23 protein-coding genes are annotated in these 25,040 nt (G+C 64.7%); 9 read left to right on the top strand and 14 right to left on the bottom strand.

Going from position 1 to position 25,040, the window contains the following annotated elements:
* Entirely contained in the window at positions 1-393 is a 393-nt protein-coding gene (locus tag NLM25_RS20100; RefSeq protein WP_254138099.1) for a GFA family protein, read from the top strand.
* Between the two features lie 8 nt (positions 394-401).
* Here the strand turns inward: NLM25_RS20100 and NLM25_RS20095 are convergent, their stop codons facing one another.
* Positions 402-1,301, bottom strand: coding sequence for a DMT family transporter (locus tag NLM25_RS20095; protein ID WP_254138098.1), 900 nt, complete (start codon positions 1,299-1,301; stop codon positions 402-404).
* A gap of 89 nt (positions 1,302-1,390) precedes the next feature.
* On the opposite strand from NLM25_RS20095, the gene NLM25_RS20090 reads away from it, so the two are divergent.
* The 3 genes from NLM25_RS20090 (at position 1,391) to NLM25_RS20080 (ending at position 3,500) form a co-directional block, all read left to right on the top strand.
* Entirely contained in the window at positions 1,391-2,263 is an 873-nt protein-coding gene (locus NLM25_RS20090) for a LysR family transcriptional regulator (protein ID WP_254138097.1), read from the top strand.
* A 70-nt stretch (positions 2,264-2,333) separates the two neighbouring features.
* Complete coding sequence (locus NLM25_RS20085) at positions 2,334-3,014, top strand: site-2 protease family protein (protein WP_254118574.1); 681 nt, start codon at positions 2,334-2,336, stop codon at positions 3,012-3,014.
* Positions 3,015-3,077: 63 nt separating this feature from the next.
* Positions 3,078-3,500 (top strand): hypothetical protein, encoded by a 423-nt coding sequence (locus tag NLM25_RS20080; RefSeq protein ID WP_254124292.1) that lies wholly within the window; start codon positions 3,078-3,080, stop codon positions 3,498-3,500.
* On the opposite strand, the gene NLM25_RS20075 is transcribed toward NLM25_RS20080, so the two are convergent.
* The 6 genes from NLM25_RS20075 to NLM25_RS20050 form a co-directional block, all read right to left on the bottom strand.
* Positions 3,488-4,303, bottom strand: a complete 816-nt coding sequence (locus tag NLM25_RS20075) for a TonB family protein (RefSeq protein ID WP_254118573.1) — start codon at positions 4,301-4,303, stop codon at positions 3,488-3,490. The genes NLM25_RS20080 and NLM25_RS20075 overlap by 13 nt on opposite strands.
* 9 nt (positions 4,304-4,312) lie before the next feature.
* Positions 4,313-4,768, bottom strand: coding sequence for a TonB system transport protein ExbD (gene exbD, locus NLM25_RS20070; protein ID WP_254118572.1), 456 nt, complete (start codon positions 4,766-4,768; stop codon positions 4,313-4,315).
* 3 nt (positions 4,769-4,771) lie between these two features.
* Complete coding sequence (gene exbB / locus NLM25_RS20065) at positions 4,772-5,752, bottom strand: tonB-system energizer ExbB (RefSeq protein WP_254138096.1); 981 nt, start codon at positions 5,750-5,752, stop codon at positions 4,772-4,774.
* Positions 5,749-6,438 carry a Fe2+-dependent dioxygenase gene (locus NLM25_RS20060; RefSeq protein WP_254118570.1) on the bottom strand — a complete coding sequence of 230 codons (690 nt, stop codon included), beginning with the start codon at positions 6,436-6,438 and terminating at the stop codon, positions 5,749-5,751. Before NLM25_RS20060 ends, exbB begins: the two co-directional genes overlap by 4 nt.
* Positions 6,439-6,440: 2 nt before the next feature.
* Positions 6,441-8,858: a TonB-dependent siderophore receptor gene (locus tag NLM25_RS20055; RefSeq protein WP_254138095.1), complete on the bottom strand. Its 2,418-nt coding sequence runs from the start codon at positions 8,856-8,858 to the stop codon at positions 6,441-6,443.
* 209 nt (positions 8,859-9,067) lie between these two features.
* Positions 9,068-9,307: a hypothetical protein gene (locus NLM25_RS20050; RefSeq protein ID WP_254138094.1), complete on the bottom strand. Its 240-nt coding sequence runs from the start codon at positions 9,305-9,307 to the stop codon at positions 9,068-9,070.
* A gap of 376 nt (positions 9,308-9,683) precedes the next feature.
* On the opposite strand from NLM25_RS20050, the gene NLM25_RS20045 reads away from it, so the two are divergent.
* The 3 genes from NLM25_RS20045 to NLM25_RS20035 all read left to right on the top strand — a co-directional run bounded on the left by NLM25_RS20045 (position 9,684) and on the right by NLM25_RS20035 (position 14,630).
* Entirely contained in the window at positions 9,684-10,856 is a 1,173-nt protein-coding gene (locus tag NLM25_RS20045; protein ID WP_254118568.1) for an efflux RND transporter periplasmic adaptor subunit, read from the top strand.
* A complete protein-coding gene (locus NLM25_RS20040) occupies positions 10,853-13,999 on the top strand; it encodes a multidrug efflux RND transporter permease subunit (protein WP_254138093.1) in 3,147 nt (1,048 codons plus the stop codon). Before NLM25_RS20045 ends, NLM25_RS20040 begins: the two co-directional genes overlap by 4 nt.
* A 64-nt stretch (positions 14,000-14,063) precedes the next feature.
* Positions 14,064-14,630, top strand: a complete 567-nt coding sequence (locus NLM25_RS20035) for an invasion associated locus B family protein (RefSeq protein WP_254138092.1) — start codon at positions 14,064-14,066, stop codon at positions 14,628-14,630.
* An 11-nt stretch (positions 14,631-14,641) separates the two neighbouring features.
* On the opposite strand, the gene NLM25_RS20030 is transcribed toward NLM25_RS20035, so the two are convergent.
* Positions 14,642-16,930: an arylsulfatase gene (locus tag NLM25_RS20030; RefSeq protein WP_254138091.1), complete on the bottom strand. Its 2,289-nt coding sequence runs from the start codon at positions 16,928-16,930 to the stop codon at positions 14,642-14,644.
* 88 nt (positions 16,931-17,018) lie between these two features.
* Here NLM25_RS20030 and NLM25_RS20025 point away from each other — a divergent pair, with 88 nt between their 5' ends.
* Positions 17,019-17,705 carry a TetR/AcrR family transcriptional regulator gene (locus NLM25_RS20025; RefSeq protein WP_375167838.1) on the top strand — a complete coding sequence of 229 codons (687 nt, stop codon included), beginning with the start codon at positions 17,019-17,021 and terminating at the stop codon, positions 17,703-17,705.
* Here the strand turns inward: NLM25_RS20025 and NLM25_RS20020 are convergent.
* From NLM25_RS20020 to NLM25_RS19995, 6 genes are all read right to left on the bottom strand, one after another.
* Complete coding sequence (locus tag NLM25_RS20020) at positions 17,687-18,406, bottom strand: ABC transporter ATP-binding protein (RefSeq protein WP_254138089.1); 720 nt, start codon at positions 18,404-18,406, stop codon at positions 17,687-17,689. The two genes, NLM25_RS20025 and NLM25_RS20020, sit on opposite strands and share 19 nt — an antisense overlap.
* Positions 18,403-19,170 carry an ABC transporter ATP-binding protein gene (locus NLM25_RS20015; RefSeq protein ID WP_254138088.1) on the bottom strand — a complete coding sequence of 256 codons (768 nt, stop codon included), beginning with the start codon at positions 19,168-19,170 and terminating at the stop codon, positions 18,403-18,405. The genes NLM25_RS20020 and NLM25_RS20015 overlap by 4 nt, the downstream gene beginning before the upstream one ends.
* Positions 19,160-20,131, bottom strand: coding sequence for a branched-chain amino acid ABC transporter permease (locus NLM25_RS20010; RefSeq protein WP_254118561.1), 972 nt, complete (start codon positions 20,129-20,131; stop codon positions 19,160-19,162). The genes NLM25_RS20015 and NLM25_RS20010 overlap by 11 nt, the downstream gene beginning before the upstream one ends.
* Positions 20,131-20,994 (bottom strand): branched-chain amino acid ABC transporter permease, encoded by an 864-nt coding sequence (locus tag NLM25_RS20005; RefSeq protein ID WP_254118560.1) that lies wholly within the window; start codon positions 20,992-20,994, stop codon positions 20,131-20,133. The genes NLM25_RS20010 and NLM25_RS20005 overlap by 1 nt, the downstream gene beginning before the upstream one ends.
* Before the next feature lie 63 nt (positions 20,995-21,057).
* Positions 21,058-22,311, bottom strand: coding sequence for an ABC transporter substrate-binding protein (locus NLM25_RS20000; protein WP_254138087.1), 1,254 nt, complete (start codon positions 22,309-22,311; stop codon positions 21,058-21,060).
* Between the two features lie 327 nt (positions 22,312-22,638).
* Positions 22,639-23,001, bottom strand: coding sequence for a DUF1428 domain-containing protein (locus NLM25_RS19995; protein WP_254138086.1), 363 nt, complete (start codon positions 22,999-23,001; stop codon positions 22,639-22,641).
* 197 nt (positions 23,002-23,198) lie between these two features.
* On the opposite strand from NLM25_RS19995, the gene NLM25_RS19990 reads away from it, so the two are divergent.
* Positions 23,199-25,022 (top strand): caspase family protein, encoded by a 1,824-nt coding sequence (locus NLM25_RS19990; RefSeq protein ID WP_254138085.1) that lies wholly within the window; start codon positions 23,199-23,201, stop codon positions 25,020-25,022.
* The last annotated feature ends 18 nt before the right edge of the window (positions 25,023-25,040 follow it).

The following is a 25,040-nucleotide window of genomic DNA, read 5'->3' as shown; positions in this document are numbered from 1 at the left end:
ATGATCCGGGAAGGCGGATGCCTGTGTGGCGCGGTGCGGTTCAAGGCGGAGGGCGAGCCGCTCAACGTGCGCGTCTGCCATTGCCGCCTCTGTCAGAAGGCGATGGGCTCGCCCTATTTCGCCCGCGCGCAGTTCGACCAGCGCGCTCTGACGGTCGAGGGCGAGACCGACCGCTATGCGTCGTCCGAGAACATCGATCGCGTGTTCTGCAAGCGCTGCGGCACGCGCCTGTTCGCCTGGCGCCGTAACGGCACGCTGGCGGGCGTGTCGCTCACGACCTTCGACGACCGCAACGCCTTTGCGCCGACCGAGCACATCTGGGTCTCGGAGAAGCTGGCGTGGCTGAAACTCGACGACGGCCTGACGCAATATCAAACGACCATCCCGACGTGATGTGGCGATCAGCCTGAGGCGCCGGCCGTTTCAACGCGCCGTCCCGTTGTCGTCGCGATCCAGATCCCGGCAAAGACCGCGACGATGCCGGCTGCCAGATTCCAGCGCAGCGGCTCGTTCAGCAGCCAGGCCCCGACCAGCGATGCCGTGATCGGATTGACCGTCACAGAGATCGCGACGCGCGTGGGCGTCGTCCGCTCCAGCGCGAAGGCCCAGAGATAGAAGGTCAGCGCCGCGCCGAAGGCGCCGAGATAGAGGGCCGCCAGCCATTGCGGCGTGCCGAAGCCGGCCACGGGCGCAAAACTGCCGCGGACGCAAGACAGCAAGATGAGGCAGGCCGCGCCCGCCGCCATGCTCACCGTGGTGAAGGCGATCGGCCCGGAGCGCCGGATCAGCGGCTTCGACCAGATGCCGTAGAGCGCCATGCACAGCGCTGCCGCCATCATCAGGAGATCACCGCGCCAGGCGCCTGACGGTGCCGAGGTCAGGTCGGAGAGAAGCGCGACGGCAACCCCGCAAGTTGCGATCACGACACCGATTGATTTGCGCCAGGTCAGCACTTCGGCACCGAGCGCGGCCCCGATCACCAGCGACAGCAGCGGAAGCGTCGACAAGGCGAGCGCGCCGCGCGCCGCGGTCGTGAAGATCAGCGATGCATTGAACAGGATCGGAAACAGGGCGAAGAACAGAACGCCGAGCCCGATGGCGGCGGCCCAGTCCCCTCGCCCCGGCCAGCGATCGCCGCGCAGCAGCGTCAGCGGCAGCAGCAGGAGAAGGCCGATGCCGAAGCGGAACGAGCCGATTGCCAGTGGATCGAGGCTGCTCACGAGATAACGCGTGGCGCCGATCGAGGTGCCGCCAAGGCCGCTCGACAGCACGGCGGCCAGAACGCCAGAAATTTCGCCCACACGTCCTCCCGCCAATGCCTTGAACGCAGCATACGAGGCGCGCCGAAACAGGGAATGGAATTTCCGTCATGCCGGGATAAGATTTCGTCATGACCGCGTCCTCGCTCGATCCCGATCTGCTGAAGGCCTTTCTCAGCGTTGCCGAGTATCGCTCGTTCACGCGTGCGGCCGCGACGCTCAACCGGACGCAGTCGGCGGTCAGCGTCCAGATCAGGCGTCTGGAGCAGCGGCTCGGCACAAAGCTGTTTCAGCGCACCAGAGCCGGCGTCGCGCTGACCGCGGCGGGCGATGAGCTCCTCGTTTATGCAAGGCGGCTGCTCGACCTCAATGCAGAGGCCGTCGATGCGCTGCGGACGCGCAAGCGCGACGCCGTGGTCCGTCTCGGCGTGATGGATGATTACGGCACGATCGTCATTCCGCCCTTGCTCGCAAGCTTTGCCCGAAGCCATCCTGATATCCGGGTCGAGATCGAGACCGGGCTGACCGCGACGATGCCGGCACGGCTCGGCGAAGCCTATGACCTCGTCATCGCCATGCACCCGGAAGGACGCGGCGACGGCGAGTTGCTCCGGCGCGAGCAAGCGGTCTGGGCCGCGGCCAATGCGTATCCTGCCGCAGCGCACGGCACGCTGTCCGTCGCGCTCTACCCGCCGGGCTGCCTGTTCCGGCAATGGGCCGCGGAAGCCCTCGATGCCGTCGGCCGGCCGTGGCGGCTGGCGTTTGTCAGCCGGACGCTTGCAGCGGTGGAGGCGATCGCGGCCCAGGGCCTCGCGGTCACGGTGGTGAAAGCCGGCACCCTGCCCCCTCGCCTGCGCATCCTCTCCGAAGGCGACGGCCTGCCGCCGCTGCCGGCGGGGGACATCCACCTTCATCGCTCGCGCAACCTGTCGCATGCGGGCGGCCTGCTGGCGGATCATTTACAGGTTGGGATTTCGGAACCGGCGTCCCATATGCTGACCTGACGCGTCGCCCCACCACCGGATTGGCCGGATTGGCTGCAAGGCCGCGAGGCAGAACCGGGACGGACGAGCCGTGAACGTTTCCTTCTATGACATTTCGGTGTGGGTGCTGCCGCTGGTGCTCGCCATCACCTTCCACGAGGCCGCGCACGCCTTCGTCGCATACCGTCTCGGTGACAACACGGCTTGGCAGCTCGGCCGCGTCAGCTTCAACCCGCTCCGCCACATCGACCCGTTCGGCACCTTGATCCTGCCGGCGATGCTGCTTTTCGCGCATTCGCCGTTCCTGTTCGGCTATGCCAAGCCGGTGCCGGTCAATTTCCGCAAGCTGAACCACCCGAAGCTCGACATGGTCTGGGTCGCACTGGCCGGGCCGGCCACCAACATCCTGCTGGCGCTCGCGGCGGCCCTCGCCCTCCACGCCCTGCCCTGGGCGCCGGCCGGCTCCGCCCAATGGATCTTCGATAACCTCAAGAATGCACTGCTGATCAACGCGATCCTGGCGGTGTTCAACATGATGCCGATCCCGCCGCTCGACGGCGGACGGGTCGCGGTCGGGCTGTTGCCGCGGCCGCTCGCCATGCCGCTCGCCCGGCTCGAACCGTTCGGGATGTTGATCCTGATCGGCCTGTTGATCCTGCTGCCTCTCGCGGGCTCGCAGTTCGGTCTAAATCTTGATGTTATTTCAGCAATACTGCGAACGTTGACCGGTTATGTGATTCAGGCTGTTCTCTTCCTGACCGGCAATGCGTAGTTGAACAGCGACACCCGAACACACGCCGAAGGGCTCGAGGCCGACTTGGTCAAAGCTGCCGATATGCTGATCGCGCGACGCGCCGATACCCGCGCCCGCGCCGATTTTGCCACCTGGAAGATGATGGCCAAGCTCAACGGGGCATCCGCCCTGCCTCCGGAGGCCCAGGAGTTCCTCGCCAGCTACAAGAACCTGCTGGCGCAGATGAGCGAGGGCGAGGCCACCGAGGCCACCATCGGCGCGATCTACAAGGCCTACTATGCCGAGATGGGCGGCGCGGGAACCCCGCCCGACGTCCGCCCCCGCGCGCCTGAAACCGCGGCGGACAATGTTACCGCTTTCCGCCGCCCGGCCCCGAAGCCGAAGAAGATTGCCTCCTCCGGAGCGGCGGCGTTCGGTGCAGTCCAGAAAAGGCCGCTGCCGGTGGCGCTGATCTTCGCCTGCCTGGTCGTGGTCTATGTCGGGATCCGGCTCTACTGGCGCTGAGCCGACTTCTTCTTTTTCTTCTCGTCCGGCGGCTTGAACATGATCTCGACGGTGCGTTCGAACCGATCGTCGGTCAGCCCGGCAGGCGGTATCGGGAAAGGATCGGACTTGTGGACCATGGAGATCGCGGCGGCGTCGTAAGCCGCATCCCCGGACGACTCGATGACGTCGACCGAAATCACGTTCCCCCTTCGGTTGAGCGCGAAACTCACTTTTGCGGTCTGGTTACTGGGCACCTTGCCCTCCGGATTGACCTTGTGCGCGGATAGATGCGCGCTGATCTTGCGGTTCCAGTCCGCCGTAATCCTCAAGATGTCCTTGCCGATACCGATGACAGGCGCCAGCGCCTTCTCGGCCTCGCGCGCATCCTCATCGAGGGTCTGCCGTGCCGTCGCAACCGATTTCGGCGACGCCTCGGCAGCCGGAGTTTCAATCGCCTGAATCTTCGGTTCGTCTTCCGTCGGCTTCTTCGCGTTGTTCTCGGTCACGACCCGGTCGGGATCCTCGACCTCCTGTGACTGGTCTTTTGGAAGCTCGGTCTCCTTGGTCTCGGCCTTTTGCTCGGGAAGCGCCTGTTGCTCCTGCATGGCCTCGCTGTCGGGCCCGGGCGGCAGATCAGTCTCGGGCGCCTTGGGCGAGGCCATCTCCACGGCGAACTCTGCACCGATCGCGCCAAGGCCATCGTCGTCATCGTCGGTTCGCAAATGGGCCAGCGCAAGCGCAGCGCCGCCCAGATGGAGTCCGAGCGCCGCCACTGCCGCCAAAATCCAAAGCTTCCGGGATGGTCTGGGTTCGTCGGACATCGCGGGCCTCTAAGGCTGGGCGGCGCCTGCCGCGGGCATCCCCGGAGCGCCTTCCAGCGCAACCAGCTTCACCCGGGTATAGCCGCCCGCACGCAAGAGCTCCATGACGCCCATCAACTCGCCATACGGCACCGAACGATCGGCACGCAGGAAAACGTACTTGTCCTTGGCCATGTCGGACATTCCGTCGAGCGTCCCGATCAGCTCGGTCCGGTGGACCGGGTTCTCTCCGATGGCAAGCGTCAGATCCGGCTTGATGCTGAGATAGGTCGGCTTGTCCGGCTTCTTCTGCGGCGTGGCGCTCGACGTCGGCAGATCGATCGGCAGGTCGACCGTGGAGAGCGGCGCTGCGACCATGAAGATGATCAGCAACACCAGGATGACGTCGATGAACGGCGTGACGTTGATGTCATGCGTCTCGGAGAAATCGTCGTCGTCATCGTTGTCTGCGAGCGAAACACCCATGGTTCACTCCGCTGCGCGCGAATGCACGCTGCCGTGGCTGCGGTCGAGATCGCGCGACAGCAACCGCCCCGCCGCACCCGAGGCACGGCTGACGAGCTCGAGGTAGCTCTTCGTCATGCGCGAGAAGTGGTTGTAGATGATGACCGCGGGAATGGCGGCGACGAGACCGATCGCGGTCGCGAGCAGCGCCTCCGCGATGCCGGGCGCGACGACGGCAAGGTTCGTGGTCTGCGACTTCGAGATGCCGATGAAGCTGTTCATGATGCCCCACACGGTGCCGAACAGGCCGACGAAGGGCGACGTGGAGCCGATGCTCGCGAGCACGCCCATGCCGATGCGGATGCGCCGCGCCTCCGCGCGCACGATCTCGGAGAAGCTCGAGGCGGCGCGCTCCTTGATGCCGGCATCGCTGGACAGGCCGGCCGACATCCGCGCCTCGCGCAGCGCCGCCGCCAGGAAGGACGGCAGGACGCCCTGCTTGGCGCCGAGCGCCATCTGCGCTTCCGCGAGCGACCGTGCCTCCGATATCTTCTTCAGCGCCGACCGCAGCCTGGAGGAAGCGGCCGACAATTCGATCGACTTGGCGATGAAGACGGTCCAGGTCATCAGCGAGGCAAACGCAAGCCCGATCATCACCGCCTTCACGACGACGTCGGCCGACATGAACATCACCCAGGGTGACAATTCCTTCATGCCGGGCACGCCAACGGTCACGGCCTCCGCCTTCGCGGCCGCCGGGTTGGTGGCTGCAGGCGATGCCGTCTGAGCAGAGGGAGCTGTTGCAGCGGGAGCGGTCGAAGCCGCAGGCGCGGCGGCCAATGGCGCGGGAGCCGGGCTAGCCGGGGGCGACTGGACCTGTGCCGGCTGGGCCTGTGCCGGCGGCGCCGGTGCGGGCTGTGTCTGGGCAGAAACAGGGGATGCGAGCCAGGCGGCCGCCAGCATCACAGCGGCGGCAAGGCTTGCTTGGGGGGACATGATCTTCATACTTCGGCCCAGTAGCGAATGAGGTTGTGATAGATACCCGTCAATTTGACCGTCTCGGGATCGTCACGCCCGAGCCTTTCCACCAGCGCCTGTATCGCGGTGTCGAGGTCAAAGATCATGCTCCGGGCTTGATCGTCCCGTATCATGCTCTGAAGCCAGAAGAAAGACGCAACCCGCGTTCCGCGGGTCACCGGCGTGACGAGATGCAGGCTGGTCGAGGGATAGAGCACGCAGTCGCCTGCTGGCAACTTGACTTCGTGCGAACCGTAGGTGTCCTCGATCACAAGTTCGCCACCATCATACTCGTCCGGCTCGGCGAGGAACAGCGTGACCGACAGGTCTGTGCGGATGCGAAGACCTGTCAGGCGGTCGCCGCGGATCGCATTGTCGACGTGCAGGCCGAAATGGTGGCCGCTGCTCGCCGCATAGCGGTTGAACAGCGGCGGGAAGATCTGGAGCGGGATCGCCGCTGCCAGGAACCGCGGGTTCGACGTCAACGCCGAAATGATGCGGTGACCGAGCTTGCGCGCGACCTCGCTGTCGGGCGGCAATTGCTCGTTGCGCTTCACGATGGCCGACTGCGCACCCGCGGTGGAGCGGCCGTCCTCCCAGTCGCTGGCGTTCATGATGCGGCGGAAATCCGCCACATCATCTTTGCTGAGAACGCCAGGCAGGCACGTCAACATGATCAGAACTTCGCTGTTGTTACGATGTAGAATGCCCGGCCCGGCGCGACCGCCACGAACGGCGTCGCGCTGCGATAGAGCGTGTCGTAATAGAGCTTGTTGGTGAGGTTCTGGGCGTAGAACTTCATGGTCCAGTTCTTGTCGATCTTCTTCTCGATGAACGCGTCGAAGCGCCAGTAGCTCGGGATCAGCGTGCCGGTGTTGGCGCCGAAGGTGCCGCCATAGACCTTGGAGCGGAACACCGCCTGGCCGCCGAGCTCCCAATCGCCGTCGAACTTGTACTTGCTCAAGAGGCTAAACGACTGGTGGGCGACGTTGGCGAGCGGCAGGCCGACATTGCCGGCGATGTTGCTCTTGGTCACCTTTGACTCCATCAGCACGATGCCGCCGAAGATGCTCCAGCGGTCGGTCAGCTTGCCGCTGGCCTCGATGTCGATACCCTGGATCTGGTAGGCCGCACCCGATGTCAGCGTGGTGCCGACGGTCTCGCGCGCATTGTCCTTGGTGGTCCGGAACAGCGCGCCGCTGACCAGCAGGTGACGGTCGAACAGCTCCCATTTGGTGCCGACTTCCGCCGCCTTGTTCTGTTCGGGCCCGAGGATCGTGGTGCCGGTCGGCGGAGACGAGCCGTAATCCGTGCCGGTTGCGTCGAGCTCGGAACCGAACGGATTGGTCGAGGTCGCATAGGCCGCATAGAGGCTGCCGATCGGAACGGGCTTGTAGACGATGCCGGCGTTGTAGTTGACGAAGTCCGAGTCGACGCTGCTCGAAGCCGCGGCAATCGACGATTTCAGCTTATAGCTGTCCCAGCGCACGCCGCCGTTCACGATGATCGTGTCTTCCCAGTTCGCTGTGTCCATTACGTAGACGGCGCCGCTGTCGACGTTGTAGCGGGTCGGATCGCCGCCGAGCACCGGATTGAACGGGCCGGGAGTGTAGGTGTAGCCGGGTGAGTACATGTTCTGGAGCGTCAGGGCGCCATTGCTGTTGGAGCCGGCACCGAACGCTTCCGACGAAAGGCCGGTGTAGCGGCCAATGCCGATGCGTTCATTGGACACCTCGAGCCCGGTCACCGCCGTATGCTTGACCGATCCCGTGTTGAACTTGAACGCGGCCTCTTCCTGGTTGGCGATGACGTCAACCCACTGGTTGCGGCTCTGCGCGCTCGCGGTGATGGTCCACTTCGTCGGATCAGGATTGGTCGTGATCGGCGACTGCGGCAGCGTGCCGATATATTCCAGCGTCGACTGCTCCATGCGGGTCCGGCTGATCAGGGTGATGTTGTTGGTCGGCTTGTACTCGCCCGTAAGCGTGCCGAAATCCTGCCGCGCGGTCTGGAAGTCGCGATTGAGGAAGCCGTACCAGGTCCCGCGCGGAATGCCCGCTTCCGTGGCCGGCACGTTGCCCTGCTTGTAGTACGGCACGCCGAAATCGGGATAGCCGCTGAGGTCGGTGTGAACGTAGTTCGTGGTGATCTTGATGTCGGTGGTCGGGGTGTACTTGGTCGAGATGAAGGTACCCCAGCGATTGTCGGTCACGAAGTTGCGGCCGGCAACGTTGGCGTCCTGGAACAGGCCGCCAACGCGCACCGAGAAGGTCGGGTCGACGACCTGGTTGACATCGATCGTGACGCGCTTGGTCATGTCGGTGCCGAAGGTGGTCTCGGCGTTCTGGAAGTTGCGATCGGTCGCCTGCTTGGTGACGATGTTGATCGCACCGCCCGCAGTGCCGCGGCCGGCATAGGACGAGGCCGGGCCGCGCAGGATCTCGAGCTGCTCGGTGAAGAAGTTCTCGCGGATCGAGACCGCGGGATCGCGGATGCCGTCGATGAAGACGTCGTTGCGCGCGTCGAAGCCGCGGATGAAGAAGCGGTCGCCGAACGCGTTGCCACCTTCACCCGAGCCCAGCGTCACGCCCGCGGTCGAGCGCCCGATCTCCCTCAGCGTCGTGGCGTTCTTGTCGTCGAGGATTTCCTTGCTGAGCACGGTGATGGTCTTGGGCGTGTTCAGAAGCGGCTCGGGAAACTTGTTCGAAGCCTGGACGCGGTCGACCTTGTAGGGCGCGGCCGGGTCGGCATAGGGATCGGCGTCGGCGGGACCGGACGGCGTCGTGGGAGCCGTCTGCTGGGCCTGCTGGCGCTGTGCGGCGCGGCGAACCGCGTTGCGGGCGCGGACCTGCTCCGGCGTGGGCTTCGAGGCGGCCGGACGCGGACGTTCGACGGGAGCATCGACCGTCACCGGCGGCAGATTCGACTGCTGCGCCTGCGCGCCGCTCGACACCGACGCAGCCGCGATCAGGCTTGCGACTGCCGAAACCTTCTTGCCGGAAATTCCCGCGAACTTGTCATCCGTCGGATTGAACGCTGCGACCGAACGCAACGACTTCGGTGCGACCACCTGCCCCATTACCAAACGCCCCATATTCTTGTTCGCTCATTCACTTCGACGAACGATGGGTGTTGGTATCGGCCGCAAAATAGCCGGTCAATGCGGGCAACCCGCGAGAACCCCGGAATAAGTCCAGATCAAAACGATTCTAAATTGGACTTTGAAATCGTTCTAAATTCAGATTGGATTCATTCTAAAGCGAGCACGAAAAATACTGCCAGATCCGCGCCGCGCGCGCGGCATCAATCACTGCTCGGCGGCTTCATCAGCGAGAACAATTCGTCGACGGTTTTCTGCGCAACGGCGCGCACGCGGTCACTGTTGTCCATGCCGCCGATATTGACGCCGTTGACGACGGCTTTGATCTCGTCGCGGAAGTCGGTCAGGAATCGCAAGGGATCGCGCTGCTCGTTGGCGACGCGTGCGATCAGTCCCGTGATCAGAATCTGACACGCGATCAGCTTGCCGTTCAGCTCGTCCATCCTGCGCTCCCCTTGTGGCGGGGGCCGATATGACCGATGCGGATTTTCCTGACAACCGAAACGCCGCGCTCGCGATTTAGAACCGTTCTTGCAACTCGTCGCGTCCGGCTCATCTGCGAGGCGTGACCCGGCCCGCGCACACCACGTCCGAGCATTACCCAGGATTTGCGCGCGGATCGCTCGCGCCGGGAAAATGCAGCACTGCACACCGCCGCGCCAGAGGGTTGCCTAGGCGATGCAAAGCTTTCCAATTGTTTAGGATTCCCGACCGATAGTGCTGTTTACACTGGAACTTGGCGTGTATTATACAAGCGCGCTGGAACCCTATGATTGCCCCACAATTCGTAGTTTTGGGCACACGAGCCAACGAGCCGATATGAAAAAATCGCGGCCGCTTCTCTGGATTGTCATTGTCGCCGCATTGGCCACTGCGGGTTACTACGGTTGGCAGAAATACGGATCGCCCGAGGGCGGAAAAACCCAGACCGCCCAAAAGGGCCCGCCCCGCGCTTCGGCTATCCCGGTCAGCGTTTCGCCGGTCCAGAAGACCGACTTCCCGGTCTACCTGACCGGTCTCGGCACGGTCCAGGGCTTCAACACCGTGCAGGTCCGGAGCCGGGTTGACGGCCAGATCGACAAGATCGCCTTCACGGAAGGCCAGATCGTCAAGCAGGACGAGCTTCTGGTCTCGATCGACCCCCGGCCCTACCAGGCCACGCTCGACCAGGCCAAGGCCAAGAAGGCACAGGACGAGGCCAACCTCGCCAACGCCAATCTCGAACTCCAGCGCGCCATGAGGCTCGGGGAATTCGCGACCGCGCAGCGGGTCGATACCCAGCGCTCGACGGTCGCCCAGCTCAACGCCCAGATCGCCGCCGACGAAGCCGCGATCTCCAACGCCCAGACCCAGCTCGACTACACCCAGATCAAGGCGCCGATCACCGGCGTGGCCGGGCTGCGCCTCGTCGACATCGGCAACATCGTCAACGCCTCCACGCAGACGGGAATCGTCACGATCTCGCAGGTCGAGCCGATCTCGGTGATCTTCACCGCGCCGGAGGATCAGCTGCCTTATATCAGCGAAGGCCAGAAGGCTGGTGCGCTCAAGGTGATCGCGTTCACCACTGACGGCAAGAAGACGCTGGCCGAGGGCAAGCTCGCGGTCATCAACAACCAGGTCGACACGACCAGCGGGACTATTCGGCTCAAGGCGGTGTTCGACAACAAGGAACACACGCTGTGGCCCGGCCAGTCGGTTTCGACGCGCCTTCTGGTCCGCACCCTGAAGGACGCGACCGTGGTTCCGGACGACGCGGTTCAGCATTCGACCAACGGCCTCTACGCCTATACCGTCAATCAAGACAACAAGGCCGAAGTGCACAAGATCAAGGTCAGCTACGCCATCGACGGTCGTTCGGTGGTCGATGAAGGCTTGAGCCCGGGTCAGCAGGTGATCACCGGCGGTCAGTTCAAGGTCCAGCCCGGAAGCCTCGTCTCGACGGCCGTAGCAAGCTCGGATCCAAGCCAGAACAAGGTACGACAGGAATGACCGAGGGCGGGATTTCGGCACCTTTCATCCGTTATCCCATCGGCACCTCGCTGCTGATGGCGGGCATTCTGTTCGTCGGTCTCGTCGCCTATCCCCTGCTGCCGGTCGCGCCGCTGCCGCAGGTGGACTTCCCGACGATCCAGATCACCGCCAATTTGCCCGGCGGCAGCCCGGAGACGATGGCCTCGTCGGTGGCCCAGCCCCTGGAGCGGCAATTCGCCCAGATCCCCGGCATCGCCCAGATGACCTCGACGAGTTATCTCGGCACCGCCTCGATCACCATCCAGTTCGACCTCAACCGCAGCATCGACGGCGCCGCCAACGACGTGCAAGGCGCCATCAACGCCGCCAGCGGCCAGTTGCCGAAGAACCTGCCCTCACCGCCGACCTACCGCAAGGTCAACCCGGCCGACGCGCCGATCCTGCTGCTGTCGGCGACATCGGAGACGCTGCCGCTGACCAGCGTCAGCGACGCCGTCGACGCCCAGCTCGCCCAGCAGATCAGCCAGCTCTCGGGCGTAGCCCAGGTGTTCATCGGCGGCCAGCAGAAGCCCTCCATCCGCATTCAGATCGACCCGGCGAAACTCGTCGCCAAGGGCCTGTCGATGGAGGACGTGCGCAGCCAGATCGCAATCACCACGGTCGACAGCCCCAAAGGCAATATCGACGGGCCGAAGCGCGCCTATACGATCTACGCCAACGACCAGCTCACCCAGTCCAAGGACTGGAACGACGTCATCATCGCCTATCGCAACGGCGGCCCGTTGCGAATCCGCGACATCGGCCAGGCGGTCAGCGGCGCTGAAGACGCCAAACAGGCGGCCTGGGCCAACGGCAAGCGCGGCGTCTTCCTGGTGGTGTTCAAGCAGCCGGGCGCCAACGTCATCGAGACCGTCGACCGGATCAAGGCGACCTTGCCCCGGCTCGTCGCAGCAATCCCGCCCGCGATCAAGATCGAGCTCATCAGCGACCGCACGACGACGATCCGCGCCGCGGTCGAGGACGTCCAATTCACACTGCTCTTGACCATCGCCCTCGTGGTCATGGTCATATTCATCTTCCTGCGCAGTTTCTGGGCGACGGTCATTCCCACCATCACGGTTCCACTGGCGCTATTGGGCGCGTGTGCGCTCATGTGGGTGGCCGGCTATTCGCTCGATAATCTGTCGCTGATGGCGCTCACCATCGCGGTCGGTTTCGTCGTCGACGACGCCATCGTGATGCTCGAGAACATCACGCGCTACATCGAGGAAGGCGAATCGCCGATGGCGGCCGCCTTCAAGGGCTCCAAGGAAATCGGCTTCACCATCGTCTCGATCAGCATCTCGCTGGTCGCGGTGCTGATCCCGCTGCTGCTGATGGGCGGCATCATCGGACGCCTGTTCCGCGAGTTCGCCGTCGTGCTGGCGATGACCATCTTCGTGTCGATGTTCGTCTCGCTGACGCTGACGCCGATGATGGCTTCGCGGTTCCTGCGCGCCCATGGCGAGGTGACCCACGGCAAGTTCTACCAGTGGAGCGAACGCGGCTTCGACGGCTTGCTGCGCGGCTATGAATACGTGCTCGACCACGCGCTGGCCTGGCGGCGCACCACGCTCACGATTTTCTTCGCCACGCTCGCTTTGTCGGTCTACCTGTTCGTCCTGATCCCGAAGGGCTTCTTCCCGCAGCAGGACGTCGGCCTGATCACCGCGACCTCCGAAGCCTCGCAGGACATCTCTTTCGCCGAGATGCAGCGGCGCCAGGTCGAGCTCGGCAAGATCGTGATGGACGATCCCGACGTCGCCACGATCGCGATGAACATCGGCGGCAGCGGCCGCGCCGGCAACAACGGCAATATGTTCATCACGCTGAAGCCGCGCAACGAGCGCAACGCATCGGCGCAGGAGATAATTGCCCGGCTGCGTCCCAAACTCGAGAAGGTGTCGGGCGCCCGCCTCTACATGCAGGCGGCTCAGGACGTCCGGCTCGGCGGCCGGCCGACGCGTACGCAGTTCGAATTCACGCTACAGGATGCCGATCTCGCCGAGCTCAACGACTGGGCGCCGAGGATCCTCGCCAAGATGCAGACGCTGCCGCAGCTGCGCGACGTCGCGACCGACCAGCAGACGCAGGGCACCACGGTCCAGCTCAAGATCAACCGCGACACCGCATCGCGCTACGGCATCCAGCCGCAGCTGATCGACGACACGCTGTATGACGCGTTCGGACAGCGCCAGGTGACGCAATATTTCACCCAGCTCAACACCTACAAGGTGATCCTCGAGATCCTGCCGGAGTTGCAGGGCAGCCTCGAGAGCCTGAACAAGCTCTATGTGAAATCGCCGCTGACCGGCGACCAGGTGCCGCTGTCGACCTTTGCGACCTGGAGCACCGATCCGGTCCGCCCGCTCTCGATCAGCCATCAGGGCCAATTCCCGGCGATCACGATCAGCTTCAACCTCGCCCAAGGCGTCGCGCTCGGCCAGGCCACCGAGGCCGTGCAGAAGGCGATGGCCGATCTCGGCGCACCTCCGACCCTGAATTCGAGCTTCCAGGGCACCGCGCAGGCATTCCAGCAGTCGCTCGGCACCGTGCCGCTGCTGATCCTCGCAGCCCTCGTCGTGGTCTATTTGATCCTCGGCATCCTCTACGAGAGCTACATCCATCCGATCACGATTCTGTCGACCCTGCCCTCGGCCGGCGTCGGCGCGCTCCTGATCCTGATGGCGGCCGGCTTCGACTTCAGCCTCATTGCATTGATCGGCATCATCCTCCTGATCGGCATCGTGAAGAAGAACGGCATCATGATGGTCGACTTCGCGATTGCCGCCGAGCGCGACGAGCACAAGACGCCGGAGGAATCGATCCGCCAGGCCGCGCTGTTGCGCTTCCGGCCGATCATGATGACGACGATGGCCGCCCTGCTCGGCGGCGTGCCGCTGATGCTCGGCCATGGCACCGGCGCCGAGATCCGCCAGCCGCTCGGCTACGCCATGGTCGGCGGCCTGATCGTCAGCCAGGCGCTGACGCTGTTCACCACCCCGGTGGTCTATCTCTATCTCGACGAGCTCAATAACTGGTTCTCGGGCTGGGGCCGTTCGGGCGACGGCGAAGGTCACGAGACGCAAGAGCACGGCAGCGTTAAGCAAGCCGCCGAGTAAGCTTGCGCCGCGGCTCCCGCGACGCTACAGCGAGGCCCTCGGTTCACGCCAACGCGGTTTCGCCATGTCCATGCAATCCAAACTTGTAGCCCTCGCCGCCGTTCTGCTGTTGTCGACAGGCGGTGCGTCTGCCCAGCAGAGCGCCAAGAAGAACTCCCCTGCCCCGGCCGCTCAGCCCGCGCCTGCCCCGACGCAGCCACAGGCTGACGGTGCTCCGGCGCAGCAGGCGGGCTGGGTCGTGCGCTGCACCAGCGTCAGCCGCGAGGCGCCGCTCGAATGCGCGATGGAGCAGAACGCGGTGCTGACCAAGACCGGCCAGACCATCGTGCTGATCAACATCCGCATCGCGCCCGACACCCGCACGCCGGTGGCGCTGCTGCAATTGCCGCTCGGTCTCAACCTTCCCATCGGCGCCAAGCTCCAGGTCGACGAGGGCAAGTCCGTCGATCTCCAGATCCAGACCTGCGAGAACCGCGGCTGTTACGCCTCGACGCCCATCGCGGCGGACCTGCTGGGCGCCTTGAGGTCCGGCAAGCAGTTGAAGGTCTCCTTCCAGAACATGGCCAAGGAGACGATCGCGATCCCGATGCCGCTGGGCGATTTCGCGGCCGCTTACGACAAGATCAAGTAAGGACTTCCCCGTTACTGCCGGGCCATCTGCGCGTTGCCGACGGCATCGCCGTCGAGCCGCTGGTCGTCGTGCATGGTGACGGTGACGCGCAACAGCCGCCCCTCGAATTCGAACGGCGCCTCGTAGTGCGACACGGGGCTGCCGCGATCGCGGCCGATGTCGAGGCCGGACCACGAGATCAGCGTGTGGAAGCCGAGCTGGGTCTGGAGCGAACCCGCCGGCTCGCCGTCGATCAGCAGCATGTATTCGGTGACGCCGGTACGCGAGCCCTTGGCCGGCGGCTCCTTGCGCACGAGACGCTCGACATGCGCCCCGAGCCGCCGCGCGCCTGGCGGCACTTTCCGGTCCGACCGAACGATCTGATGGCTGCCGCCGATGTTGAGGTCGTGCACGAGGTGGCCGTCCTTGACGTACAGGCTGTAGCCCGACGTCGCATCGCCGTGCGAGATCAAGACGCCATCGCCGCCTTGCACGTCGATCTCGACATGCGCCTCGATCGTGTAGCTGCGGCTGCGCACGTCCGGCGCGACGTCGGTCGGCACGTGGCCCATGCCGGCGTGGAAGACGAAATGGTGACGCGCACCGTGGAAGCGCGCGGCGTTCTCGGCAAAGCGCGGCCCGAAGCGGTCGTCGAGCGGCAGCACCTTGTGCCTCTCGGCCTCCGCCCACCAGGTCGCAATCATCGCGGCGAGACGCTCCGGCTCCCTGGCCGCGAGATCGTTGGTCTCCGAGAAGTCCTCGTCGAGATGGAATAGCTCCCATTTGTCGTTCTCGAACGGCGTGCCCGAGGGATGGAAGGCGACCGCCTTCCACCCGCCCTGCCAAAGCCCGCGATGGCCGAACATCTCGAAATATTGCGGCGAGCTCTTTGAAGGCGCGGACGCATCATTGATCGAGCGCGCAAAGCTCTCGCCTTCCAGCGGCATCTGCGGACAGCCCGCGATTTCATTCGGCGCTTCGATGCCGATCAGTTCGAGCAGCGTCGGCGTGAGGTCGCAGGCGTGGACGAACTGGTGCCGCAGCTCGCCTTTGCTCGCGATCCTGTTCGGCCAGTTGATGACGAAGGGATCGCGGATGCCGCCGCCATGGGTGTTCTGCTTGTAGCGCCGCAGCGGCGTGTTCGACGCCATCGCCCAGCCATGCGGGAAATTGCTGTGGGTGTCGGGCCCGCCGATGTCGTCGATACGGGCAAGCTTCTCCGCGATCGGCTCCGGCTTGAAGTTGAAGGGACCCATCGCATTGACGAAGCCGAGCGGCCCGCCCTCCTGGCTCGCGCCATTGTCGGACATCACGATGATCACAGTGTTGTCGCGGATACCGGCGGTCTCCAGGAACGCGACGAGGCGCGCCAGATGCCGATCGGAATGGTCGAGCATGCCGGCGAAGGCCGCCTGCAGGCGCGTGAACACGCGGCGCTCGTCGGCCGAATGCTCCTCCCACGCCTTCACGCCGTCATTGCGCGCGGGCATCCGCGTTCCCTCCGGCACCAGCCCCATCGCCTTCTGCCGCGCCAGACGCTGCTCGCGCTCGACGTCCCAGCCATGCGCGAAGGCGGCATCGTAGCTCCTGATGATATCGGCCGGCGCCTGGTGCGGCGCATGGCAGGCGCCCAGCGCGACCCAGGTCAGCCAGGGAACGTCAGGACGATCGGCGACGTGATCGCCAATGAAGCGGATCGACTGGTCGATCAGATCCTCGGTCAGGTGATAGCCGTCGGCGTAGGTACCCGGAGGATCGATATGCGTGTTGTCGGAGACAAGCTCGGGCGCGTACTGGTCCGTCTCGGCATCGAGGAAGCCGTAGAAGCGATCAAAACCGCGGCCGAGCGGCCAGCCGTCGAACGGGCCGGTGGCGCCGCTCTCGGTCAGCGGCGTGACGTGCCATTTGCCGACCATGTAGTTGCGATAGCCATGGACGCGCAGCATCTCGGCCAGCGTTCCCGCCTCGCGCGCGATCTTGCCGCGATAGCCGGGATAGCCGGAATCGAAATTGGCCAGACACCCGACGCCGACCGAATGATGGTTGCGCCGGGTCAGCAGCGCCGCGCGCGTCGTCGAGCACATCGCAGTGGTATGGAAGCCCGAGTAGCGCAGCCCTTCAGCGGCGAGCCTGTCGATGGTCGGCGTCTTGATCGCGGAGCCATAGCAACCGAAATCGGAGAAGCCGACGTCGTCGAACAGCACGACCAGGATGTTCGGCGCGCCCGCGGGCGGCCGTGGCGCCTCCGGCCACCAGGGCTTTGAGTCCGCAACCGTCCTGCCGACGGTGCCGCGGAACGGCGCGGTGCTGCCTGCGCTCATCTGCTCCTCCCTGTGCATTTGGCCGCCGCGGTTGACCTGCGGCTCGCCCATAAATTATAATCCGAATTATGATTATGCTTTAGCACGGATGCAAGAGCGGATGCGGCTACTCCGAGAGGAATCCGAACTTCGCGATTTCGACCTGCCGGGCGTTGCCCCCTCGCGCCAGAAACGCAGCCGCGAGACGACGCTGGCGCTGCTCCGCGCCGGCGCCGGCATGCTGCGGACGCGCAGCCTTGCCGAACTCTCGATCGAGATGCTCTGCGCTGAAGTCGGCGCCACCGTCGGCGCCTTCTACAGCCGCTTCGAGAGCAAGGAGGCCTATTTCAACGCGCTGATGGCGCTCGCCGCGCGCGACGGCGAGCAGCGGCTGGGCGAGATCAGGCGGCCGTCAGCGGATACAAGCCTCGACAAGCTCTGCCATGTCATGGTCAGCGGCATCATCGCCTGGATGCGCAATCACGAGGGCGTGCTGCGCGCCGCGCTCCAGCACGACGACACCCGCCCGGACAAATGGACGCCGTTCAAGGCGCTCGCGAAAGCAACCACGATGCGCGCCACCCCTCTCCTGCTGCCGGCCATGGGAAAGGGCCGCAAGGCCGCCAAGACCCGCGCCATCGCCTTCGGCTTCCAGGTCGTGCTGGGCACGCTGGTGAACGCGATCCTCAACGATCCCGGACCGCTGTCGCTTTCGTCGAAAGAGATGGAAACGCGGCTTGCCGGTTGCCTGCTGCTGCTGCTCCAGGCGGAAATTAGTCAGTCTACGCCGAGATAGGCCTTCTGCACCTGCGGGTCCTCCGCGAGTGCCGCGGCCGTCCCAGACAGCACGCTCTTGCCGACCTGAAGCACCGTCGCAAAGTCCGACACCTCCAACGCCAGCTCGATCGACTGCTCGGCGAGCAGGATGGTCAGGCCCTCGCGATGCAAACGGCCGAAGGTCTCGTACATGGACTCGACCACCGCCGGCGCAAGGCCGAGCGATGGCTCATCCAGCATCAGCAGCTTTGGGTCGCTCATCAGCGCGCGGCCGACCGCGAGCATCTGCCGTTCGCCGCCGGACATGGTGCCGGCGCGCTGGTTGCGGCGCTCCTTCAGGCGCGGAAATATCTCGTAGACGCGTTCGAGCAACGTGGCCTGACGGGACTTGTCGTGCAGCGGCGTCGCGCCGAGCATGAGGTTGTTCTCGACGCTCTGCTGCACGAACAGCCGCCATCCTTCCGGCGACAGCGCAAGCCCCTTGCGCACGATCGCAAAAGCCTTCTGGCCGGCGATGTCCTCGCCGCGAAAGCTGATCGAGCCGGAATGCACGGGAATGAGGCCCGCGATCGCGTTCAGCGTCGTGGTCTTGCCGCCGCCATTGGAGCCGAGCAGCGCGACGACGCTGCCTTCGGGCACCTCGAGCGAGACATCGGACACGCCGATGAGGTCGCCGTAGCGCACCTCGAGGTGCTCGATCCTGAGCAATGGTCCGCTCATAGGTCCGGCCCGCCCATCAGCTCGACCGGCGTGTGCCCTGCGGCCGCCTTGGCGGCCCGGGTGCCGAGATAGGCGGCGATCACCGCCGGATTGGAGGTGACCTCGCGCGGCGAGCCGCGGGCGATCTCCTTGCCCTGGTGAAACACCATCACGCGGCTCGCCAGCGACATGATCACTTCCATGATGTGCTCGACGATGACGAGCGTGATGCCGGAACGGTGGATCTCGCGCACGAGATCGATGGCCAGTCTCACCTCATGCGCGTTGAGGCCGGCCATGGCCTCGTCGAGCAACAGCACCTTCGGTTCGGTCGCCAGCGCGCGGGCGATCTCCAGCCGCTTGCGGCCGGGCGTGCCGAGCGAGCGCGCCGGCGCATCCGCGAGCCTGCTCATGCCGACGCGCTCCAGCACCGCGCGCGCCTTGGTTTCGGCCTCGTGGCGGTGCGAGGTGCGCAGGAAGGCGCCGATCATAACGTTCTCGAGCACCGTCATGCCCTCGAAGGTCTGCGGCACCTGGAAGGTGCAGGCCAGCCCAAGCCCGGCGCGCTGCTCCGGCGCGAAGTCGGTGATGTCGGTTCCCTCGAACAGCACGCGGCCTGCGGTGGTCTCGAGGTCGCCGGTGAGGCAGTTGAAGAAGGTCGATTTTCCGGCGCCGTTCGGACCGATCAGGCCGAGAATGTCGCCCTGCTCCAGCGTGACGGACGCATCGTCCACCGCCTTGAAGCTGCCGAACGCCTTTGTGATTCCGCGTGCCTCAAGGAGCATGGCCGGCTCCCTTGTCAGCATTGGTCTTCCTGCGTCCCGCGAAAAGGCTGAGCAGGCCGCCCGGCTGGAAGCGCGCGATCAGAACGATGATCGCGCCGTAGACCACGAAGGTGAGGCCGGCGCCCTTGCCGCCGAGCCAGCTGTTGGAGATCTCCTCCAGTGGCACGAGGATCGCGGCACCGACCAGCGGACCGAACAGCAGCCCTGCCCCGCCCAGTGCCGCCATGATCAGGATCTTCACCGAGATCAGGATGCCGAGGCCGGACTCGGGATCGACGAAGCCGAACATCATCGCATAGAGCGCGCCGGCGACGCTCGTCAGCGCCGCGCTCAGCATGTAGGCATAGAGTTTGGTGCGGCTGGCAGGCGCGCCGAGCGATCTTGCGGCGCGCTCGGAATCCTTGATCGCGCGCAGGTAAAATCCCATCCGGCTGTTGGTCATCCACCAGGTGATCAGCAGCGTGATCACGAGCACGGCGAGGAAGAGATAATAATACGGCAGCGACGACAGGAACGAGAGATCGAAGATGTTGCGCGGCACGGTCGGACCGGAAAGACCGACGGCCGCACCAAGCCATTCGGTGTTGGTCACGATCAGCCGCATGGTCTCGGCCACCGCGATCGTCGCCATGCTGAAATAATGGCCGGACAGCCGCAGCGTCGGCACGCCGACGATCGCGGCAAGCCCGACCGCGAGCACAATACCGCCGGGAATGCCGAACAACGGTGACAGACCGAATTTTGCGTAGGAGCCCATCGCGGCATAGGCGCCGCAGCCGAAGAACACGACATGGCCGACCGAAACCTGGCCGGCATAGCCGCCGACGATGTTCCAGGCCGACGCGGCGATGGCATAGAGCAGCACCAGCGCGCCCAGGCGCTGCTGGAACGGCGAGGACAGCAGCAGCGGATAGGCGATCGCCAATGCGGCGACGACCGAGAGCCAGATCCAGCGCCGCATCACATCTTCCCCATCAGGCCCTGTGGCCGGAACCAGAGGAAGAACAGGAACAGCACATAGACCACGATGTCCTTGTAGACGGCTCCGATCAGATAACCGGACAGCGACTCGATTACGCCGATCAACAGGCCCGCCACGAGCGCGCCCGGCACGCTGCCAAAACCGCCGAGCGACACCGTGACGAAGGCGACGATGCCGAGCGTCTCGCCGACCGTCGGCACGATGTAGAAGAAGTTCGCGATCAGCGCGCCGGCAAGGCCCGTGGCGCCGGCCGCGATGGCCCAGGCGATCGCCTGCATGGTGTCGGGCCGGATGCCCATGAGCTGAGCCGCGGTCTGATCCTCCGCCACTGCCAGCATTTTCGAGCCCAGCGATGTGCGCGTCAGGAGCAGATGGAGGCCGAACGTCACCAGCAGCGCGACGACGCCGGCAAGCAGCCGCGAGGCCTCGATGCGCAGGCCCGCAAACGCATAGGTGCCGCCGACGATGTTCGGAGGCATCGACAGGAAGTTGGCGCCGAACCACCAGAACACGGAATAGCGCAACAGCAGCGCGAGCCCGAACGTGCCGAGGATCTGCGCCAGCATCGGCCCCTTCATGATGTCGCGGATCAGGGCGAAATAGACCACGACGCCGACGGTCGCGAGCACCAAGGTCGCCAGCGGCGCGCCAAGGATCGGCCCTCCCCCCATCAGGGTGTAGACGACATAGGCCACATACATGCCGAGCATGACGAAGTCGCCATGCGCGAAATTGACGATGTTCATCATGCCCCACACCAGCGTGAGGCCAGAAGAAAACAGGGCGTAGACGGCACCGAGCAGAAGCCCGCCGGCGATCACCTGCACGAGAACAAAGGACATGAGCTGCGTTGCTCTGATCAGATCATTCCGGGAAAGGCGGGACGCGCGGTCCCGCCGTCGAGCTCACCAGCCCTTGTAGGGCAGCACCGGCGCCTTCTCGGCATTGGCCTTCGGCCACACCGAGACATAGTTCTCGCCATCCTGAAGCTGGATGATGGCGCCGGACGCGAGGACGTTCTGGCCCTTGTCGTCGAACTTCACGCCCTTGTAGCCGATCATGAGCTGCTCGGGCTTCAGATCCGTCGCCTTCAGCGCGGCCTGGATCTTGGCCGGGTCGGTCGAGCCGGCGCGGTCGATGGCCTCGGCCAGCACGAAGAAGCCCTGCATCTGCCGGGCGACCGTGTCGTCCATCTCCTCGCCGCTCTTCTTCTTGTACATGTCGGCGATGATCGCGGACGCCGAGCCCGACGGCCCCACGACCCAGGACGAGCGGTTGAAGACGCCTTGCGAGATCTTGCCGACCGCCTTGGTGAAGGACGGATCGGAGTAGCCGGCATCGTCGGCCAGCAGCACGGGCGGCTTGTAGTCGAGCGACTGCATGGTCTTGGCGAACAGGATCGCATCCGACGTGTAGCTGATCATGATGACGACGTCGGGCTTCTTGTCCTTGAGCTGGAGCACCTGCCCCTGCAAGTCGGTCGCATTGACGGGATAGGCGACGTCGAGCGCGATCGGCTTACCCTTCTCCTTGAACGCGCCGGCGATCGTGTTGGCGACCGAGGTGCCGTATTCGGTGTTGTCATGGACCAGCGCGACGTTGTCGGTCTTGGCACCCTGCGCCTTGATGTCGGCAAGGAAGTCGACATAGATCTTGGCGAAATCGGTGGCGATCGGCGTGGTGCGGAAGAACCATTTGAAGCCGCGCTCGGTGAGATTGGCGGCGACCGACTCGGAGTTCAGGAAGGGAACGCCGTATTTCTCGGCGATCGCGCTCGAGGTCAGCGTGACGCCGGACTGATAGGAGCCGAACACGGCGGCAACCTTCTCTTCGGTGATCAGGCGCAGTGCCTGGTTCTGGCCCGTCGCCGGGTTGCCCTGGTTGTCGGCGAACACAGCCTCGATCTTGGCGCCGCCGAGGCCGGCAAGGCCGGCGTTCTTCGCCAGCGGCAGGTTGCCAAGCTCCGGATGGGCGTTGTTGATGATGTCCATGGCGACTTCGAGCGCCGCCTTGGCGTGCGCACCGATCGAGGCGGTGCCGCCGGACATCGGCATGATGACGCCGATCTTGACGACCTTATCCTGGGCCTGCGCGCCAGAGCCGAGCGTAAGGGATATCGCGGCCGCGCAAAGCAGCCCGGTGATGTGTTTCAAATTCATCAAATCAGACCTCCCAAAGGGTTTCCCCGCCAAGGTTTTTTTGGAAGCCTTGAGCTAAGCGCCCGCTTCCGTTTGTTTATGCCTGGCTGACTGAGGATGGCATGCCAGCCGGATACCGGCAAGGTGAAACGGGCTAGCATAATGCTGCATGGGAGGAAGCAAACGCGCCGGTGCGGACGGCGTTAAATCTGGCGTCGCACAATTGCCGCCGCGTTTTCCGCGGCAGCAGTAGTCCGGATGGGCGAAGCGATACCCGGAATAGCCGCGGCACCGCTCCCGGATGTCGCTTCGCTCATCCGGGCTACGGATATGCCCGCGGCGCTTCACTCAGCCGACGGCATCGCTCGCCCGCAGCAGCGTCGTGAAGCCGCCATAGATCATGCGCTTGCCGTCGAACGGCATGTCGGCGCCCTTGAACCGCTCATCGGCCATCACCTTCTTGTTGACGGCATCGCGGGTCTCCCGGTCGCGGTAGACAATCCAGGCGAACACCACGACCTCGTCCTCCTTCGCGATCACTGCGCGCGGAAACGAGGTTAACTCGCCATAGGGCACGTCGTCGCCGATGCACTCGACGTAATCGAGCGCGCCGTGCTCCATCCAAACCGCGCAGGCCTTTCGCGCCAGCGCCTTGTAGGCCTCGATCTTGTCCTTCGGCACGGCCAGCACGAAACCATCGACATAGGGCATCACGAATCTCCTTGGGTTGCCTGTCCCGAGGACGCAGCCGCGCAGGGCGATCCGACTCGTGATGGCATCTTCTAGGTGAGGCAAACTGTCGCGAGAATTCGTGCGCTACTTCACATTTGAAGCTCGCGGCGCCGTGACATCATCCCCGGCGTTTACGCTTGCATACCGGCTACTTCAGATTGCAGAAGGCAGCTTTCATGAGCACCCGCCTGTCGTTGCTTTGCGTCCACGGCGTCGGCCATGCGGAGATCGACGCCGAGTTCCGGAAGTCATGGTCCGAGGCCATCATACGCGCAGTTCAGTCAGTCGATCAGAGCCTCAACCCGGCCATCGACTTCCTCTCGTATGACGACCTGTTCGACAAGAGCCCGCCCAACCTCGTCACCTATGGCATCGCATTGGCGAAACTGCTGGCGAGCGCGACCGTCCATGGGATCGGCGATCTGCTCGCGGGCACACGCAGCCTCGACGATGTACCAACCCTGATCAGGTGGACCTCGGGCATGGTCGCCCAGTGGTCGGTGGATGAGCAGTTGCAGACCGCGCTGCGCAGCGCGGTCCTCGACAAGCTGAAGAGCGGCAATTACGACGTTGTCCTGGCTCACAGCCTGGGCTCGCTGATCTGCTACGACACGTTCGTGCGCAATCCCGCTGCGATCAAGGACAAGGTCTTTGTCACGCTCGGCTCGCAGATCGGTAATCCCGCGGTGCGCGACATCTTTGCAGGCCGCATTCAGGACCTTCCCTGCCGAAAATGGTACCATCTCTTCAATCGGGAAGATCGCGTTCTCACCTATCCGCTCGAGATCGCCGCGGATAATTTTCAGCAGGTGCTGACACCGTTCGATGTCCCCAACGATGTCCTGAATCACAATGCGACCTGGTACCTGTCGCGCCCCGAGACCGTCGCCACCGTCTGGCACGACGTGGTGCCGGTGCCAGCGTCACGCTCCATCGTCAGCGCGGCGCGGGGGATTGCCCGCATCGACACCCGGCCGACCCGCCGCGCCCTGCTGATCGGCATCAACGACTATCCCAAACCCGCGGACAGGCTGGAAGGATGCGTCAACGACGTATTCCTCATGAGCTCGGTGCTACAGGAAAGCGGCTTCAAGCCGGACGAAATTCGCGTCGTCCTCAATGAGCGGGCGACGGCGCAGGGCATCATGGAAAGGCTTCACTGGCTGCTCGAGGGCGTCCGCGACGGCGACGAGCGCATGCTGTTCTACTCGGGCCATGGCGCCCAGATTCCCAGATACAGTCCGAGCGGCGCACCGGACAGCGTCGACGAGTGCCTGGTTCCCTATGATTTCGACTGGACGCCAGAGCACGCGATTCTCGATCGCCAGTTCTGCCAGCTCTACTCGCAGCTTCCATACGACTGCTATTTCGTCGCCATGCTCGACTGCTGCCATTCCGGCGGCATGACGCGCGACGGCGGTCCACGCATCCGCGGCCTGACGCCGCCGGACGATATCCGCCACCGGGCGCTGCGGTGGGAAGCCAGCGAAGGCATGTGGGTGCCGCGTGAGTTCCCTCCCCTGAACGAGAGCCTGAGCAAGAGCAAGGACGGCGCCGACTATCTCGGCGACAACGGCGCCACGCAACGGCTCGGGCGCAGCATGGCGCTCCGCACCCAGCCCGACAGGGAATACAACAAGACGCGGGCCGCGCTCGGGCATCACGGCCCTTATCTGCCGATCCTCCTCGAGGCCTGTCAGGAGCAGGAGCTGTCCTACGAATATCGTGACGGCGTCACGTCGTATGGTGCCTACACGTTCTGCATGGCGAAGGTGCTGCGCGAACAGCGCGAGCGCGGCACCAATCCGTCGTTCCAGGAGCTGAGCGAGCTCGTCACGGCCAAACTACGTCGTCTCAAATACAACCAGACGCCCAACCTCGTCGGCGCCAAGACGCGTGTCGGCGCGAAAATTCCATGGGGGGCGGCGGATGCAGGTCGCGGCCAGCGACGGGCGCCGAAGAAGCGCGCCGCCAAGGCCGGCCGGAAGAAGCGCCGCTAGCAGATGAGGATCTCGGGG

The sequence above is a fragment of the Bradyrhizobium sp. CCGB01 genome (genome assembly GCF_024199795.1).
Taxonomy (GTDB): Bacteria; Pseudomonadota; Alphaproteobacteria; order Rhizobiales; family Xanthobacteraceae; genus Bradyrhizobium.
The sequence above is the reverse complement of the archived record's forward strand: the minus strand, read 5'-3'. Positions and strand labels throughout refer to the sequence as shown.